The 15,127-nt window shown below is 55.0% G+C and carries 16 protein-coding genes; 11 read left to right on the forward strand and 5 right to left on the reverse strand.

The window, feature by feature from the left end:
- Positions 1 to 11: 11 nt before the first annotated feature.
- The 10 genes from kdsD to npr all read left to right on the forward strand — a co-directional run bounded on the left by kdsD (position 12) and on the right by npr (position 6,940).
- Entirely contained in the window at positions 12 to 998 is a 987-nt protein-coding gene (kdsD, locus tag OTG14_RS20170) for an arabinose-5-phosphate isomerase KdsD (protein ID WP_267215670.1), read from the forward strand.
- 14 nt (positions 999 to 1,012) lie between these two features.
- Entirely contained in the window at positions 1,013 to 1,579 is a 567-nt protein-coding gene (kdsC, locus tag OTG14_RS20175; protein WP_023309356.1) for a 3-deoxy-manno-octulosonate-8-phosphatase KdsC, read from the forward strand.
- The gene (gene lptC, locus OTG14_RS20180; RefSeq protein WP_024906353.1) at positions 1,576 to 2,151 is read left to right on the forward strand and encodes an LPS export ABC transporter periplasmic protein LptC; all 576 of its coding nucleotides are present in this window, start codon (positions 1,576 to 1,578) and stop codon (positions 2,149 to 2,151) included. The genes kdsC and lptC overlap by 4 nt, the downstream gene beginning before the upstream one ends.
- Positions 2,120 to 2,674, forward strand: a complete 555-nt coding sequence (lptA, locus tag OTG14_RS20185; protein WP_024906352.1) for a lipopolysaccharide ABC transporter substrate-binding protein LptA — start codon at positions 2,120 to 2,122, stop codon at positions 2,672 to 2,674. The genes lptC and lptA overlap by 32 nt, the downstream gene beginning before the upstream one ends.
- A 6-nt stretch (positions 2,675 to 2,680) precedes the next feature.
- A complete protein-coding gene (gene lptB / locus OTG14_RS20190; RefSeq protein ID WP_025756692.1) occupies positions 2,681 to 3,406 on the forward strand; it encodes an LPS export ABC transporter ATP-binding protein in 726 nt (241 codons plus the stop codon).
- A gap of 47 nt (positions 3,407 to 3,453) precedes the next feature.
- On the forward strand, positions 3,454 to 4,887 hold the full coding sequence (gene rpoN / locus OTG14_RS20195) for an RNA polymerase factor sigma-54 (protein WP_032650397.1): 1,434 nt from the start codon (positions 3,454 to 3,456) through the stop codon (positions 4,885 to 4,887).
- Between the two features lie 22 nt (positions 4,888 to 4,909).
- A complete protein-coding gene (hpf, locus tag OTG14_RS20200; protein ID WP_008501444.1) occupies positions 4,910 to 5,197 on the forward strand; it encodes a ribosome hibernation promoting factor in 288 nt (95 codons plus the stop codon).
- Between the two features lie 82 nt (positions 5,198 to 5,279).
- Positions 5,280 to 5,771: a PTS IIA-like nitrogen regulatory protein PtsN gene (ptsN, locus tag OTG14_RS20205; protein WP_008501443.1), complete on the forward strand. Its 492-nt coding sequence runs from the start codon at positions 5,280 to 5,282 to the stop codon at positions 5,769 to 5,771.
- A gap of 45 nt (positions 5,772 to 5,816) precedes the next feature.
- Complete coding sequence (rapZ, locus tag OTG14_RS20210) at positions 5,817 to 6,671, forward strand: RNase adapter RapZ (protein WP_014885397.1); 855 nt, start codon at positions 5,817 to 5,819, stop codon at positions 6,669 to 6,671.
- Positions 6,668 to 6,940, forward strand: coding sequence for a PTS phosphocarrier protein NPr (gene npr / locus OTG14_RS20215; protein ID WP_003861872.1), 273 nt, complete (start codon positions 6,668 to 6,670; stop codon positions 6,938 to 6,940). Before rapZ ends, npr begins: the two co-directional genes overlap by 4 nt.
- Before the next feature lie 39 nt (positions 6,941 to 6,979).
- Here npr and mtgA read toward each other — a convergent pair whose 3' ends face one another.
- From mtgA to lptF, 5 genes are all read right to left on the reverse strand, one after another.
- Positions 6,980 to 7,705, reverse strand: coding sequence for a monofunctional biosynthetic peptidoglycan transglycosylase (mtgA, locus tag OTG14_RS20220; RefSeq protein ID WP_061716412.1), 726 nt, complete (start codon positions 7,703 to 7,705; stop codon positions 6,980 to 6,982).
- A complete protein-coding gene (gene elbB / locus OTG14_RS20225) occupies positions 7,702 to 8,355 on the reverse strand; it encodes an isoprenoid biosynthesis glyoxalase ElbB (RefSeq protein WP_267215671.1) in 654 nt (217 codons plus the stop codon). Before elbB ends, mtgA begins: the two co-directional genes overlap by 4 nt.
- Positions 8,356 to 8,587: 232 nt before the next feature.
- On the reverse strand, positions 8,588 to 10,921 hold the full coding sequence (gene arcB, locus OTG14_RS20230) for an aerobic respiration two-component sensor histidine kinase ArcB (protein WP_267215672.1): 2,334 nt from the start codon (positions 10,919 to 10,921) through the stop codon (positions 8,588 to 8,590).
- Positions 10,922 to 11,056: 135 nt separating this feature from the next.
- Positions 11,057 to 12,139 carry an LPS export ABC transporter permease LptG gene (gene lptG / locus OTG14_RS20235; RefSeq protein ID WP_024906346.1) on the reverse strand — a complete coding sequence of 361 codons (1,083 nt, stop codon included), beginning with the start codon at positions 12,137 to 12,139 and terminating at the stop codon, positions 11,057 to 11,059.
- A complete protein-coding gene (gene lptF, locus OTG14_RS20240; protein ID WP_024906345.1) occupies positions 12,139 to 13,239 on the reverse strand; it encodes an LPS export ABC transporter permease LptF in 1,101 nt (366 codons plus the stop codon). Before lptF ends, lptG begins: the two co-directional genes overlap by 1 nt.
- A 266-nt stretch (positions 13,240 to 13,505) precedes the next feature.
- On the opposite strand from lptF, the gene pepA reads away from it, so the two are divergent.
- Positions 13,506 to 15,017: a leucyl aminopeptidase gene (pepA, locus tag OTG14_RS20245; RefSeq protein ID WP_024906344.1), complete on the forward strand. Its 1,512-nt coding sequence runs from the start codon at positions 13,506 to 13,508 to the stop codon at positions 15,015 to 15,017.
- The last annotated feature ends 110 nt before the right edge of the window (positions 15,018 to 15,127 follow it).

Here is a 15,127-nt window from a genome sequence, read left to right on the forward strand (position 1 = left end):
GGAAACGCATTATGTCGCAAATAGAATTGCAGCCGGGTTTTGACTTTCAGAAAGCAGGCAAAGACGTTCTGGAGATTGAACGTGAAGGTCTGGCGCAGTTAGATCAGTACATTAATCAGGATTTTAGTCTGGCATGTGAGAAGATATTCTACTGTGCCGGCAAAGTCGTGGTGATGGGGATGGGTAAGTCCGGCCACATTGGACGCAAAATGGCGGCAACGTTTGCCAGTACCGGCACCTCGTCCTTCTTTGTGCACCCGGGGGAAGCCGCGCACGGCGATCTGGGTATGGTCACGCCGCAGGATATCGTCATCGCGCTGTCCAACTCCGGTGAGTCCAATGAGATCCTGGCGTTGATCCCGGTACTGAAGCGCCTGCAGGTGCCGCTTATTTGCATGACCAGCCGTCCGGAAAGCAGCATGGCGCGTGCGGCCGACATTCACCTGTGCGTGAAAGTGCCCAAGGAGGCCTGCCCGCTCGGCCTGGCGCCGACGTCCAGCACCACCGCCGCGCTGGTCATGGGTGATGCGCTTGCCGTCGCGCTGCTCGAAGCCCGTGGTTTTACGCCGGAAGATTTCGCGCTTTCCCACCCGGGCGGTGCGCTGGGGCGCAAGCTGCTGCTTCGGGTAAACGATATTATGCACACCGGGGATGAGATCCCTCACGTCAGTAAAGAAGCCTCCCTGCGTGATGCGCTGCTGGAAATCACCCGCAAGAATCTGGGTATGACGGTCGTGTGCGACGATCTGATGAAAATTCAGGGGATCTTCACCGATGGCGACCTGCGTCGCGTGTTCGACATGGGTGTCGATGTCCGCACGCTCGGCATTACCGACGTGATGACGCCAGGCGGTATCCGCGTGCGTCCGGGTACGCTGGCCGTGGATGTGCTGAACCTGATGCAGTCCCGCCATATCACCTCCGTTATGGTTGCCGATGGCGACCAGTTGCTGGGTGTGGTACATATGCATGATCTGCTGCGCGCAGGCGTAGTGTAATGAAGGATAAGACAATGAGTAATGCGGGTGCATCCCTTGCAACCTGTTATGGTCCGGTCAGTACCCAGATGATGGCAAAGGCGGAAAACATTCGTCTGCTCATCCTGGATGTGGATGGGGTACTCTCCGACGGCCTGATTTACATGGGCAATAATGGTGAAGAGCTGAAAGCATTTAACGTTCGCGACGGCTACGGTATCCGCTGTGCGCTCACCTCAGGTATTGAGGTGGCTATCATCACCGGGCGAAAAGCTAAACTGGTAGAAGACCGCTGTGAAACCTTAGGCATTACCCATCTGTATCAGGGGCAATCCGATAAGATGGCGGCGTTTAAGGATTTACTGGGTAAACTGGCTATCGCACCGGAAAACGTGGCCTACGTCGGGGACGATCTGATTGACTGGCCCGTGATGGCTGAAGTTGGGCTGAGCATCGCCGTTGCCGATGCGCATCCGCTGCTGATCCCGCGCGCTGACTACGTTACCCACATCAACGGGGGCCGCGGTGCCGTACGTGAAGTCTGCGATCTGCTCCTGCTGGCGCAGGGCAAGCTTGATGAGGCCAAAGGGCAATCGATATGAGTAAAACCAGACGTTGGATTATCATTTTGCTTTCGCTTGTCGCACTGGTATTGATTGGCGTGAACCTTGCCGATCGCGACGATACGCAAACGGAAGTGATCAACAATAACGATCCAACCTATAAAAGCGATCACAGCGACACCGTGGTCTACAGCCCTGAAGGCGCGCTGAACTATCGCCTGATTGCCCAGCATGTTGAATATTTTTCAGATGATGGTATTTCGTGGTTTACCCAACCTGTCATGACCACATTTGATAAGGACAAAGTGCCGACGTGGTCAATTAAGTCAGATCGGGCAAAACTGACAAATGACCGTATGCTTTATCTGTATGGCCACGTTGAAGTCAACGCCCTGACCGCTGACTCGCAGCTACGAAAAATTACGACGGATAATGCCCAGATCAACCTGGTAACCCAGGACGTGACGTCGCAGGATCTGGTCACACTGTATGGCACAACATTTAATTCCAGCGGTTTGAGAATGCGCGGGAACTTACGCAGCAAAAACGCCGAGCTGATTGAAAAGGTTAGAACCTCCTATGAAATTCAAAACAAACAAACTCAGCCTTAAAGTAATTATCGCCAGCGCGATGCTGGCGACCAGTCTCCCCGCGCTTGCTGTAACGGGCGATACCGACCAACCGATCCATATCGAGTCCGATACCCAGTCTCTCGATATGCAGGGCAACGTCGTCACCTTCACGGGTAACGTCGTCATGACTCAGGGCACCATCAAAATTAACGCGGACAAAGTGGTCGTGACCCGTCCGGGTGGCGAGCAAGGCAAAGAGATCATTGATGGTTACGGTAACCCGGCCACCTTCTACCAGATGCAGGACAACGGCAAGCCGGTGAAAGGTCACGCTACGCACATGCACTATGAGCTGGCGAAGGACCTGGTCATCCTGACCGGTAATGCGTACCTGGAACAGCTGGACAGCAACATTACCGGCGACCAGATTACCTATCTGGTGAAAGAGCAAAAAATGCAGGCCTCCAGCGAGAAAGGCAAACGCGTCACCACCGTACTGGTTCCGTCGCAGCTGCAGGACAAAGGCAAAGGCCAGGCCCCGGCACAGAAGAAGAGTAACTAATTCGTTATGGCAACATTAACTGCAAAAAATCTCGCGAAGGCCTATAAGGGCCGCCGTGTCGTAGAAGATGTCAGTCTGACCGTCAACTCCGGCGAAATTGTAGGGCTGCTTGGCCCTAACGGTGCGGGTAAAACCACCACTTTCTACATGGTCGTTGGCATTGTGCCGCGCGATGCCGGCAACATTGTCATTGACGATGAAGACATCAGTCTTCTGCCGCTGCACGCGCGCGCACGTCGCGGGATCGGCTACCTGCCGCAGGAAGCCTCCATTTTCCGTCGTCTTAGCGTTTACGATAACCTGATGGCGGTCCTGCAAATTCGTAACGATCTGACCAGCGAACAGCGTCAGGATCGTGCCAACGAGCTGATGGAAGAGTTCCACATTGAGCATCTGCGCGACAGCCTCGGTCAGGCTCTCTCCGGGGGCGAACGCCGCCGCGTTGAGATTGCCCGTGCGCTGGCCGCAAACCCGAAGTTTATCCTTCTGGATGAACCGTTTGCGGGCGTTGACCCAATCTCGGTTATCGACATTAAACGTATCATTGAACACCTGCGTGACAGCGGGCTTGGCGTACTGATCACCGACCACAACGTCCGTGAAACGCTGGCCGTGTGTGAACGCGCGTATATTGTGAGCCAGGGCAATCTGATCGCCCACGGTACGCCACAGCAGATCCTCGAAGACGATCATGTTAAGCGCGTCTATCTTGGGGAAGACTTCAGACTCTGATAGGGTAGAGGTAACGTAACGCCGAACCGGAGAAAAATGCTCTGAACATGAAGCAAGGTTTGCAATTAAGGCTCAGCCAACAACTGGCGATGACGCCGCAGCTACAGCAGGCAATTCGCCTGTTGCAACTGTCCACGTTAGAACTTCAGCAGGAGCTCCAGCAGGCGCTGGACAGCAACCCCCTGCTGGAACAAACCGATCTTCATGACGAGGTAGATACCCAGCAATCGCAGGATACAGAAGCGCTCGACACCGCGGATGCACTCGAACAAAAAGAGATGCCGGACGAGCTTCCGCTGGATGCCAGCTGGGATGAAATCTACACCGCCGGAACCCCTTCCGGTACGCGTGCAGACTACCAGGATGATGAGCTACCGGTCTACCAGGGCGAAACCACCCAGTCACTGCAGGATTACCTGATGTGGCAGGTGGAACTCACACCCTTCTCCGATACCGACCGCGCGATTGCCACCTCAATTGTCGATGCCGTTGACGACACTGGCTATTTGACCGTCACGCTGGACGATATTCTGGAAAGCATGGGCGACGACGAGATAGAGCTTGAGGAAGTTGAAGCCGTTCTGAAGCGCATCCAGCGTTTCGATCCGGTAGGCGTGGCCGCAAAAGATCTGCGCGACTGCCTGCTGATCCAGCTTTCTCAGTTCAGCAAAGAGACGCCGTGGCTCGACGAGGCGCGCTTAATCATCAGCGATCATCTGGATCTGTTGGCTAACCACGATTTCCGCTCCCTGATGCGCGTCACGCGCCTGAAGGAAGAGGTGCTGAAAGAAGCGGTGAATCTGATCCAGTCGCTCGATCCGCGCCCGGGACAGTCGATCCAGACCAGCGAGCCCGAGTACGTCATCCCGGATGTGCTGGTCAGAAAACACAATGGCCGCTGGGTCGTTGAACTGAATTCAGACAGCATCCCTCGCCTGCAAATCAACCAGCAGTATGCCTCCATGTGCACCAGCGTGCGTAACGACTCCGACAATCAATATATTCGTAGCAATTTGCAGGAAGCGCGATGGCTGATCAAAAGTCTGGAGAGCCGAAATGATACGCTGCTACGCGTCAGCCGCTGTATTGTCGAACAGCAGCAGGCGTTCTTTGAGCAGGGCGAAGAGTATATGAAACCGATGGTACTGGCGGATATCGCCCAGGCCGTCGAAATGCATGAATCAACCATTTCCCGTGTCACCACGCAGAAGTATCTGCACAGTCCACGCGGTATTTTTGAGCTTAAGTATTTCTTCTCCAGCCATGTGAATACCGAGGGCGGCGGCGAAGCGTCGTCAACGGCCATTCGTGCCCTGGTGAAGAAGTTGATCGCCGCGGAGAACCCCGCGAAGCCACTAAGCGACAGTAAGTTAACCACCATGCTGTCCGATCAGGGTATTATGGTGGCACGTCGTACTGTTGCGAAGTATCGAGAGTCTTTATCCATTCCGCCGTCCAACCAGCGTAAACAGCTGGTCTGACACAACCGATAAGGAAGACACTATGCAGCTCAACATCACTGGACAAAACGTCGAAATTACTGAGGCTTTACGCGACTTTGTGAACGCGAAGTTTGCAAAACTCGAGCAGTATTTCGAAAGGATCAATCAGGTCTATATTGTGTTGAAAGTGGAGAAAGTGACTCATATCTCGGATGCCACCCTGCATGTTAACGGGGGTGAACTGCATGCCAGTGCGGAAGGGCAAGACATGTACGCTGCTATCGACGGCTTGATTGATAAGCTTGCACGACAGCTCAATAAACATAAAGATAAACTGAAACAACACTAATTGTCCGGGCAGTTAACGGGTGCAGGACGGCCTGTTGTGAAACACAACAGGCCATTTGTACAGTTAGCGCTTAGGTGAAATTATGATGAACAACGATTCCGCTCTTCAACTGAGCAATGTCCTTAACCAGGAATGTACCCGCAGTGCGGTTCACTGCCAGAGCAAAAAACGTGCGCTGGAGATCATCAGTGAACTGGCCGCAAAACAGCTGGGCCTGCCGCCGCAGGTGGTATTCGAAGCGATTCTGACCCGTGAAAAAATGGGCAGTACCGGTATCGGCAACGGCATCGCGATACCGCACGGCAAACTGGAAGAGGATACTCTGCGTGCCGTTGGTGTGTTTGTGCAACTTGAAACACCCATCGCCTTCGATGCCATTGATAACCAGCCCGTCGATCTCCTCTTCGCGCTGCTGGTGCCTGCCGACCAGACGAAAACCCATCTGCATACGCTGTCGCTGGTCGCAAAACGTCTGGCCGATAAAACCATTTGCCGTCGGCTGCGCTCGGCCCAAAGTGATGAAGAGCTCTATCAGATTATCACTGAAGCAGAAGGCAATCAGGATGATGCATAACCAGGAGATGGCCTTCACATCTGTTGTCCTGAGGAGAAACGGAACATGGTGCTGATGATTGTCAGTGGCCGTTCAGGGTCGGGGAAATCCGTTGCTCTGCGCGCGCTGGAAGACATGGGTTTTTACTGCGTAGATAACCTGCCGGTCGTGTTATTGCCCGACCTGGCCCGCACGCTTGCGGAGAGACAAACCTCTGCCGCCGTCAGTATCGACGTCCGTAACATGCCTGAATCGCCAGAGATCTTCGAACAGGCCATGAGCAACCTGCCTGATGCGTTCTCGCCTCAGTTGCTGTTCCTTGATGCAGACCGCAATACGCTGATCCGTCGCTACAGCGATACCCGTCGTTTGCACCCGCTTTCCAGTAAGAACCTCTCTCTGGAGAGCGCTATCGATGAAGAGAGCGACCTGCTGGAGCCGCTGCGTTCTCGTGCCGACCTGATTGTCGACACCTCTGAGATGTCCGTTCACGAGCTGGCGGAAATGCTGCGTACCCGACTGTTGGGCAAGCGCGAGCGCGAACTGACGATGGTGTTCGAATCCTTCGGATTTAAGCACGGTATTCCGATTGATGCGGATTACGTTTTCGACGTGCGCTTCCTGCCGAACCCGCACTGGGATCCGAAGCTGCGTCCCATGACCGGTCTGGATAAACCCGTCGCGGCCTTCCTCGACCGGCACACAGAAGTTCACAATTTTATCTACCAGACGCGAAGCTACCTTGAGCTATGGTTACCTATGCTGGAGACAAACAATCGTAGCTACCTGACGGTGGCGATTGGCTGTACCGGCGGTAAACATCGTTCGGTTTATATCGCCGAACAGCTGGCCGACTATTTCCGCTCGCGCGGGAAGAACGTTCAGTCCCGTCATCGCACGCTGGAAAAACGTAAAACATGACCGTAAAACAAACCGTTGAGATCACCAATAAGCTGGGTATGCATGCGCGTCCGGCGATGAAACTGTTTGAGCTGATGCAGGGTTTCGATGCTGAGGTTCTGCTGCGGAATGACGAAGGTACCGAAGCGGAAGCGAACAGCGTGATCGCCCTGCTAATGCTGGATTCCGCCAAAGGGCGCCAGATTGAAGTCGAAGCCACAGGACCTCAGGAAGAGGAAGCGCTGGCTGCGGTGATTGCCCTGTTTAACGCCGGATTTGACGAAGACTAGCGTTCGCCCCTTCGGCGGGTGGCGCTGCGCTTACCCGCCCTACATAAGATTATTACGCTGCATAAAACCCTCTCCACCCAGCTGATTCATCTGGCGTAGGATCCACGCCTGACGGCTTCGCACGTACCCTGATGGGGCGCTGGCTTTAAAGCGGATGGGATTCGGTAAGACAGCGGCCAGAAGTGCTGCTTCTGACATGCTCAGACGGCTGGCTGGCTTATTGAAATAACGCCGCGCGGCAGCTTCCACGCCAAAAATACCGTCGCCAAATTCAGCGACGTTGAGATAGACGGTCAGAATGCGCTTTTTGCTCCAGACCGTTTCCATCCCCAGGGTCAACCCCGCTTCCAGCCCCTTTCGCACCCAGCTGCGGCCGTCCCACAGAAACAGATTTTTGGCCGTCTGCTGCGACAAGGTTGAGGCACCGCGCACGCGGTTTTCATGGCGTTCGTTATGGGCTAGCGCCTTCTCAATGGCCGCCACGTCGAACCCCCAGTGCTCCGGGAATTTCTGGTCCTCCGCCGCGATGACCGCCAGCCCCATGAACGGCGAGATCTCGTCCATGCTTACCCAGTCAGAGTGGGCAACATAGCTGAAATCGCCGCTGAGCCACGCGCCGAGCTGGCGCTCAACCATCACGGTAGAGAACGGGACTGGCATAATGCTGAACAGGGCGAGTCCACCGCCCCAAAACACCGCCAGCACCAGAACGATGCGCAACAGGGTACGTTTTACCCACGCGCCGGCACCGGATTGACGACTCATTCAGCCAACACCAGCACGCGGGCGACCAGCTTTTCGATCCCCATAGCCGCTTCTGCAATATTCTTCGCCAGCATATACGCAGGCGTGGTGACAATTTTGTTATCTTCATCAACCACAATGTCATCTACCGGGCACGGAACGTGTTCACCCCCCATTTCCTCGACGATATCTGCGGTATCAATATCCGTCCCGATGGTCAGGCGCAGCGGGAAATCAAAAATCTTAGGCAACATCGCCGGTGCGATACAGATAAAGCCCAGCGGTTTTCCTGCCGCATGCATAGCCTGCGACAGCGCTTTCAGATGAGGATCGATCTGACACTCCGCGCCCTGCGCAGCAAAGGTACTGAGATTTTTGGCCGCGCCAAACCCACCCGGCACAATGAGCGCATCAAGCTCTGTAGGGGCTGCCTGGATAAGAGGATGGATATCACCTCGCGCAATACGCGCGGCTTCAATCAGTACATTACGGGTTTCCGCCATCGGCTCACCGGTCAGATGGTTAATCACATCCGCCTGATTTTTGTCTGGCGCAAAACAAATAACCTCTGCTCCCTGCTTAGCCAGGGCCAGCAGCGTAATGACGGCTTCGTGTATTTCAGAACCATCGTAAACACCGCATCCGCTCAGCACGACACCAATCTTTTTCATCATGACAATCCTTTTCTGCAACTTGCTGAAGCACATTAATAATTTTGATTAAAACGCTATGCTTCACACATTTCACTGATTCATGTAACAAACCATTTAAGATTTGCTATCTTATCTGCGTGCGGCCTAAATTTTTCAGGCAGCGCCCTTTCGAAAATAACGTTTAAAAACAGGCGCAGCCACGATTTCCCTGGTGTTGGCGCAGTATTCGCGCACCCCGGTTAATCCGGGGTCATTTTTTTCTGGCGTCAACCCAGGCTTTAAGCACCGCCACATCGTTTTGCCACTCTTGCTTCATCTCTTCAACCCAATCACCCACGTTATCTTCCCATGCAGGTAAATCAGGCGACTGAATCTGTTGACCCAGCTGCTGCAGGTGGCGTAGGCCAACCGAGCCGGCGGCACCTTTAATTTTATGTCCTTCTTCCACAATGCCCTTCTGATCACGCGCCGTCAGGTTGGATTCCAGCACGCTCAGATAGCCCGGCATCATTTTTTCGAACACCGCCAGACCATCAGTAATCAGTTTCGGGCCGACCAGATCGATGTACTGCTCCAGCATCGCGGTATCGAGTATCGTTTGGGCTTTTGCGCTATCAACAGACGTCATGGTGCTCTCCTCTTCATCATGGGTATCCCAGAACTTCTTAATCATGGCGGTCAGAGCAGGCACCGCCAGCGGCTTGCTGAGTACATCGTCCATACCGGCATCGAGATACTCTTTTTTATCTTTCAGTACGTTCGCCGTCAGGGCAACCAGCGGCGGCAGTTCGTCGGCCGCGTACTGACGCGTCAGCTCGCGCGAGATATCCAGCCCGGTCATATCCGGTAACTGAATATCCAGCAGAACAAGATCGTATTCGCCGGGTTTAAACATCTCCAGCGCGGCTTTACCGGTCATCGCGACATCCACGCTGTTGCCCAGTTTTTCCAGCACGGAGCGCGCCACGATCACGTTCAGCTCAATGTCTTCCACCAGCAGGACGTGCAGCGCAGGCAGCGGCATATCGTCATTTTCAAAGGTATCTTCTACCTCTTCCGCCACCGCCGGCGCATGGACCGTCAGCGTGAAGGTTGACCCTTTACCCGGCTGGCTGGCAACGGTGATATCGCCCCCCATGCTCTTCGCCAGTCGTTTAGAGACCGCCAGGCCAATGCCCGTTCCGGTAGCTGGTTTTCCGCCGTTGCTGTCCTTCACCTGGTAGTACATGGCGAAGATTTTGTCCTGCTCCTCCTGCGGAATACCCATCCCGGAGTCCTCTACCTCAAAGTGCAGCATGTCGCCTTCGTCAAAGCGGATGCGCACCGCAACCTGCCCCTTCTGGGTAAATTTCACCGCGTTGCTGATCAGGTTCCACAGGATCTGGCGCAAACGCGTGCCGTCAGTCACCACTTTATGCGGCAGCGGCAGGGTTGGCTCCATGACAAAACTTAGCCCCTTCTGCTGCGCCTGCAGGCCGGACAGGTTTTCCAGATCGGCAAGGAAGCTGGTGAAATCAACAGGCTGATTATCAAGCTGAACTTTACGGCGCTCCATCTTATCCATATCGATAATATCGTTGAAGATATTACCCAGCGTGACCGCCGAAACATGGATAGTCTTGAGGTATTTTTCCTGCTCTGCGGTCAGGTCGGTATCCAGCAAAATACGGCTCAGCCCGACAATGCCGTTAAGCGGCGTACGCAGCTCGTGGCTGATAGTAGAGATAAAGGTAGTCTTGTCGCGGCTGGCGCGCTCCAGGGCATCCTGATAGCGCTTACGCTCGGTAATGTCGCGGCCAAAGCCCATCAGGCCATGGCGTTTCCCCACGCGGTCATAGTAGGGCACCTTACGGATCTCAAAGCAGGCTTTGCGTCCGTCCGGGTAATCCAGCCACTGTTCATAGGTCAGAGAGACGTTATGGCGGAATACTTTTTCGTCCGTCTCCATGACCTTGGCGGCCGCCTCTTCAGAGTAAACGTCCTGCGGTTTCAGGTTAATCAGCTGCTTCTCACTTTTCCCGGTGAGCAACTCCATCGCCCGGTTACAGCCGGAAAACTCTTTATCCTCATTACGGTAAAACACCAGATCCGGCGAAGCATCGAGGAACGACCGCAGGAAAGAGGATTGCTGCTCAAGCTGGATCTGCGTGACCTCGCGCTCTTTCATTTCGATTTTCAGCTGCTCCAGCGTGGCCTGGCGCTCGGCCTCCGCCTTCTCACGATCTGAAATCTCCTGGTTCAGCTGCGCAATGTTGTCTTTAAGCTGGACGTTGAGCTTCAGGTCGCGCTCGCGCATCTCTTCCAGTTTATCGACCAGCTTAGACAATCGCTGTCGGGACTCTTCCAGCTGTTCAACCACCACGGAAAGGAAATAGACCGCCCAGGGGGTAATAAGCAAGCCAAAGAAGATGGAGCGGATGACGTCGATACTCTCGACCTGACCATGCAGAACCATGGTGACGGCCATTTGCACGACAATGGCCAGAACGACCAGTGCCAGCGCAAGCAGCATAGAGAAACGCACCAGCCCAAGCTTCATCATCAGGTCGACGTAATACTGGGCAAGCATTCGAATTTGCTTCATAGAGGATCCCTTCACGACTTTATCGCTCAATAATACTCAAATTCAGGGCGAGGCGTTGAAGGTTGTGAGAAAAAGTGCGGGGTGAAACAGGAGATTAGCCTCGCTCCCGGTGAACCGGAAGCGAGGAGAGGTCAATCAGGAGCGTTTCAACAACAGCCAGAGGCTGATCAGGAGGAAACTGGCGCTTGGCAGCAGCGCACCAATTATCGGCGGAATGCCATAAACCAGCGTCAGCGGACCGAAGATCTGGTCGAGCACGTAGAACACAAAGCCGAAACTGATACCGGTCACGACGCGCACGCCCATCGGCACGCTGCGTAACGGGCCGAAGATAAACGACAGCGCCATCAGCATCATCACCGCCACGGACATCGGCTGGAAGATTTTGCTCCACATGTTGAGCTGATAACGTCCCGCATCCTGCCCGCTCGACTTCAGGTATTTCACATAGTTGTGTAAACCGCTGATGGAGAGCGCGTCTGGATCCAGCGCCACGACCCCGAGCTTATCGGGCGTCAGGTTGGTCTTCCACGTCCCGGTTACCGTCTGAGAACCCGTAATCTGTTTCGGATCGGTCAGGTTAGATTCATCAACCTGGGATAACCGCCACTGCTTATGTTCGGCGTCAAATTTCGCCGAAGAGGCGTGGCGAACGGACTCCAGACGGCGCTGGTCATCGAAAGCGTAGATGCTCACCCCACCCAGTTCGTCATTCCCCTTTACCCGCTCGATGTAGACGAAGTTTTTACCGTCTTTCGCCCATAAACCTTGTTGAGTCGAGAGCAGTGAGCCACCGTACATTGCCTGCGCACGGTAGTTACGCGCCATCTGTTCGCCCTGCGGCGCGACCCACTCGCCGATCGCCATGGTCAACAGCACCAGTGGGATCGCGGTTTTCATTACCGACAGCGCGACCTGCATGCGGGTAAAGCCTGAGGCCTGCATAACGACCAGCTCACTACGCTGCGCCAGCATTCCCAGCCCCAGCAGCGCGCCCAGCAGGGCCGCCATCGGGAAGAAGATCTGCACATCTTTCGGCACACTGAGCAGGGTATACATCCCCGCGCCCATCGCGTCATAGCTCCCCTGCCCGGCTTTTTTCAGCTGATCGACAAATTTGATAATGCCGGAGAGCGACACCAGCATGAACAAGGTCATCATGATGGTGGTAAAAATGGTTTTACCGATATAGCGATCAAGAACGCCAAACGCCTGCATTAGATGGCTCCTTTACGCGAGAATCGGGCACGTATGCGGCGCACAGGCACCGTATCCCACAGGTTTAACCCTAGCGCCAGTAAGATGTACAGGCTGTTGACGAACCATGTCCAGACCATAGGGTCCAGCTTACCCTTCGCGCCGTTAGAACGAATCGAGGTTTGCAGCAGGAAATAGATCAGGTAAAGCAGCATCGCCGGCAGCATAGAGAGCACGCGTCCCTGGCGAGGGTTCACCACGCTCAGCGGAACGACAATCAGCGCCATCATAAACACGGTGAAGACGAGCGTAATACGCCAGTGGAACTCAGCGCGCGCTCTGTCTGTATCGGTATTCCAGAGGGTCCGCATGTCCATTTGCTCGGTATCCGTTGGATCGAGCGCCACCGCCTGATGGCCGATAATGGCCTGATAGTTCTGGAAATCCGTGATACGGAAGTCGCGCAGCATCGCGGTGCCTTCGAAACGGGTGCCTTTATTCAGCGTCACGATCTGAGAACCATCTTTGCGCTGAGCAAGCTGACCGGAATCTGCAACCACCACGGAAGGACGCGCGTTACCTTTGGGACGTAACTGCGCCAGGAAGACGTCGTTGAATTTACTGCCGTCAACGCTCTCAATAAACAGCACGGAGTTGCCGTCGGTCGCCTGCTGGAACTGCCCCTGGGCTAACGCCGCCATGCCGGGGTTGGCTTTCGCTTCGGCCAGCACTTCGTCCTGATGACGGGAAGACATGGGGCCCGCCCACATCACATTCACCGCGGCAACAATACCCGTGAACAGCGCCAGTATCATGGCCGCTTTCACCAGTACCGCTTTGCTCAGGCCACAGGCATGCATCACCGTGATTTCACTCTCGGTGTAGAGTTTCCCAAGCGTCATGAGCAGGCCAAGGAAAAGACTTAGCGGCAGGATGAGCTGCGCCATTTCCGGGATCCCTAAACCAAGCAGGGAAAGCACCAGATTTGTTGGAATTTCGCCGTCAACGGCCGCACCGAGGATCTTAACCAGCTTCTGACAGAAAAAAATCAGCAGCAGGATGAAGAGGATCGCCAGTTGGCTTTTGAGCGTCTCCCGCACCAGATATCTTATGATTATCACTTTAAATACGCCCGTAAAAACCCGTCTCTTTGCAGGAATTTCGCTTGTTTCATGGCTTAAACGTCATTTATTCTCTTGAGTCGTCGAAATCATCGCTAAGATTAAAACATCCAGCGGATTCACGCTTCAGGACTTTTTCTGACGTGTCGAAACCGTAGTAACGTAAGATTAACACGAAGTCACCACAACAGCGGACATGAGTTACGAAAGGTTTCAATTCTATCCGTAGCAGCCGCCGTTGTCTTTAAGATTCAGGAGCGTAGTGCATGGAGTTCAGTGTAAAAAGCGGTAGCCCGGAGAAACAGCGGAGTGCCTGCATCGTTGTGGGCGTCTTTGAACCACGCCGACTCTCCCCGATCGCCGAGCAACTCGATAAAATCAGTGACGGCTATATTAGCGCCCTGCTGCGCCGTGGCGAACTGGAAGGCAAACCTGGGCAGACGCTGTTACTGCACCATGTTCCGAACGTACTGTCAGAGCGTATTCTGCTGATTGGCTGCGGCAAAGAACGCGAGCTGGATGAACGTCAGTATAAGCAGGTGATTCAGAAAACAATCAATACGCTGAATGATACCGGCTCAATGGAAGCCGTCTGCTTCCTGACCGAGCTGCACGTTAAAGGGCGTAACACCTACTGGAAAGTGCGTCAGGCGGTCGAAACGGCAAAAGAGAGCCTCTACAGCTTCGATCAGCTGAAGACCAATAAAAGCGAGCCGCGTCGTCCGCTGCGTAAAATGGTCTTTAACGTGCCAACCCGTCGCGAACTGACCAGCGGCGAACGCGCGATCCAGCACGGTCTGGCGATCGCAGCCGGCATTAAAGCGGCCAAAGATCTCGGCAACATGCCGCCTAACATCTGTAACGCGGCGTACCTGGCCTCTCAGGCGCGTCAGCTGGCCGACGCCTACAGCAAAAACGTCATTACCCGCGTCATCGGCGAACAGCAGATGAAAGAGCTGGGGATGCACTCTTACCTGGCGGTCGGTAACGGCTCGCAGAATGAATCCCTGATGTCCGTCATCGAGTACAAGGGCAACCCGGCCGAAGACGCGCGCCCTGTCGTGCTGGTCGGTAAAGGCCTGACCTTCGATTCCGGCGGTATCTCCATCAAGCCTGCCGAAGGCATGGACGAGATGAAATACGACATGTGCGGCGCGGCGGCGGTTTACGGCGTGATGCGCATGGTCGCTGAACTTCAGCTGCCGATTAACGTTATCGGCGTACTGGCGGGCTGCGAAAACATGCCTGGCGGGCGTGCTTATCGTCCGGGTGACGTGCTGACCACCATGTCCGGCCAGACCGTTGAAGTGCTGAACACCGACGCCGAAGGCCGTCTGGTGCTGTGTGACGTTCTGACCTATGTGGAACGCTTCGAGCCTGAAGCGGTGATTGACGTCGCCACCCTCACCGGTGCCTGCGTGATTGCGCTGGGCCACCACATCACCGGCCTGATGTCGAACCACAATCCGCTGGCGCACGAGCTTATCGGCGCCTCGGAACAGGCTGGCGACCGCGCATGGCGTCTGCCGTTGGGTGACGAATATCAGGAGCAGCTGGAGTCTAACTTCGCGGATATGGCAAACATCGGTGGACGTCCTGGCGGGGCGATCACCGCGGGCTGCTTCCTGGCACGCTTCACCCGCAAGTACAACTGGGCGCACCTGGATATCGCGGGCACCGCATGGCGCTCCGGCAAAGCCAAAGGCGCAACCGGTCGTCCAGTGGCGCTGCTGTCGCAGTTCCTGCTCAATCGTGCGGGTTTTAACGGCGACGAGTGATGTAAAACGCCGGGTGGCGGCTTCGCCTTACCCGGCCTACAGCGTCACTCAACCGTAGGCCGGGTAAGCGTAGCGCCACCCGGCTTTGCATTTAAATCCACGACAAGAAG

The organism is Enterobacter pseudoroggenkampii (genome assembly GCF_026420145.1).
GTDB lineage: Bacteria > Pseudomonadota > Gammaproteobacteria > Enterobacterales > Enterobacteriaceae > Enterobacter > Enterobacter pseudoroggenkampii.

Coding starts and splice junctions, on each gene's coding strand:
- mtgA (WP_061716412.1), bottom strand. CDS start 7,705: ATGAGTCGTCAATCCGGTGCCGGCGCGTGGGTAAAACGTACCCTGTTG.
- rapZ (WP_014885397.1), top strand. CDS start 5,817: ATGGTGCTGATGATTGTCAGTGGCCGTTCAGGGTCGGGGAAATCCGTT.
- lptG (WP_024906346.1), bottom strand. CDS start 12,139: ATGCAGGCGTTTGGCGTTCTTGATCGCTATATCGGTAAAACCATTTTT.
- lptC (WP_024906353.1), top strand. CDS start 1,576: ATGAGTAAAACCAGACGTTGGATTATCATTTTGCTTTCGCTTGTCGCA.
- pepA (WP_024906344.1), top strand. CDS start 13,506: ATGGAGTTCAGTGTAAAAAGCGGTAGCCCGGAGAAACAGCGGAGTGCC.
- elbB (WP_267215671.1), bottom strand. CDS start 8,355: ATGAAAAAGATTGGTGTCGTGCTGAGCGGATGCGGTGTTTACGATGGT.
- lptA (WP_024906352.1), top strand. CDS start 2,120: ATGAAATTCAAAACAAACAAACTCAGCCTTAAAGTAATTATCGCCAGC.
- kdsD (WP_267215670.1), top strand. CDS start 12: ATGTCGCAAATAGAATTGCAGCCGGGTTTTGACTTTCAGAAAGCAGGC.
- kdsC (WP_023309356.1), top strand. CDS start 1,013: ATGAGTAATGCGGGTGCATCCCTTGCAACCTGTTATGGTCCGGTCAGT.
- hpf (WP_008501444.1), top strand. CDS start 4,910: ATGCAGCTCAACATCACTGGACAAAACGTCGAAATTACTGAGGCTTTA.
- lptB (WP_025756692.1), top strand. CDS start 2,681: ATGGCAACATTAACTGCAAAAAATCTCGCGAAGGCCTATAAGGGCCGC.
- ptsN (WP_008501443.1), top strand. CDS start 5,280: ATGATGAACAACGATTCCGCTCTTCAACTGAGCAATGTCCTTAACCAG.
- arcB (WP_267215672.1), bottom strand. CDS start 10,921: ATGAAGCAAATTCGAATGCTTGCCCAGTATTACGTCGACCTGATGATG.
- npr (WP_003861872.1), top strand. CDS start 6,668: ATGACCGTAAAACAAACCGTTGAGATCACCAATAAGCTGGGTATGCAT.
- rpoN (WP_032650397.1), top strand. CDS start 3,454: ATGAAGCAAGGTTTGCAATTAAGGCTCAGCCAACAACTGGCGATGACG.